At 41.6% G+C, this 531-nt stretch carries 1 protein-coding gene; it reads right to left on the bottom strand.

What is annotated here, in order from left to right; genetic code table 11:
- Positions 1-531: hypothetical protein (locus H4J38_RS16925; protein WP_182133661.1), on the bottom strand; the 531-nt coding region annotated here is incomplete at both ends.

Genomic DNA, 531 nt, shown 5'->3' with positions numbered 1-531 from the left:
GAGATAATGTATGGATTAGATTTACCACTTTCACCGCCATTATTAATGCCGGTAACGAGTAGGTGATAATTTTTGCTTGGGTCGGCATCAGTAAATTGTGCTGCTGTGCCATTAATGGCAAGTTGCTGCAAACCATTATCAAGTTCGATAGCGTTTTCAGCGGTTATTCCAAGCGCTGTCGCCGCGTAAAGGTTATAACGCTCGAGTGCGGAGTTGCCTGACCAAGAAACAGTGACAACACCATTTTCACGACTAGCGCTAACGGCTGAAATTTGAATAGGTTGCCAATTAACATTCAGTGCATCAACAATGGCACTATTGCCTAAATTGTCTTCAACAATAAGCTCTATGCGCAAAGCCCCTGCTATTTCATTAGCAAACTGAGGGTTAAATCCGGTTATCGTGACTTGAAAATCAGGGGAACAATTGTTTGAGCATAAAACAAAGCTTCGCTCTGCGTTAGGTAAATAAAGCGACACTTTATTCATTACATCAGTATCTGAAGCCGTAACACCTAAGGTTAAATTACCT

Origin of the sequence: Colwellia sp. BRX10-3 (assembly GCF_014077505.1) — a bacterium.
GTDB lineage: Bacteria > Pseudomonadota > Gammaproteobacteria > Enterobacterales > Alteromonadaceae > Cognaticolwellia.
This window is presented reverse-complemented; position numbering and strand designations above follow the sequence as displayed.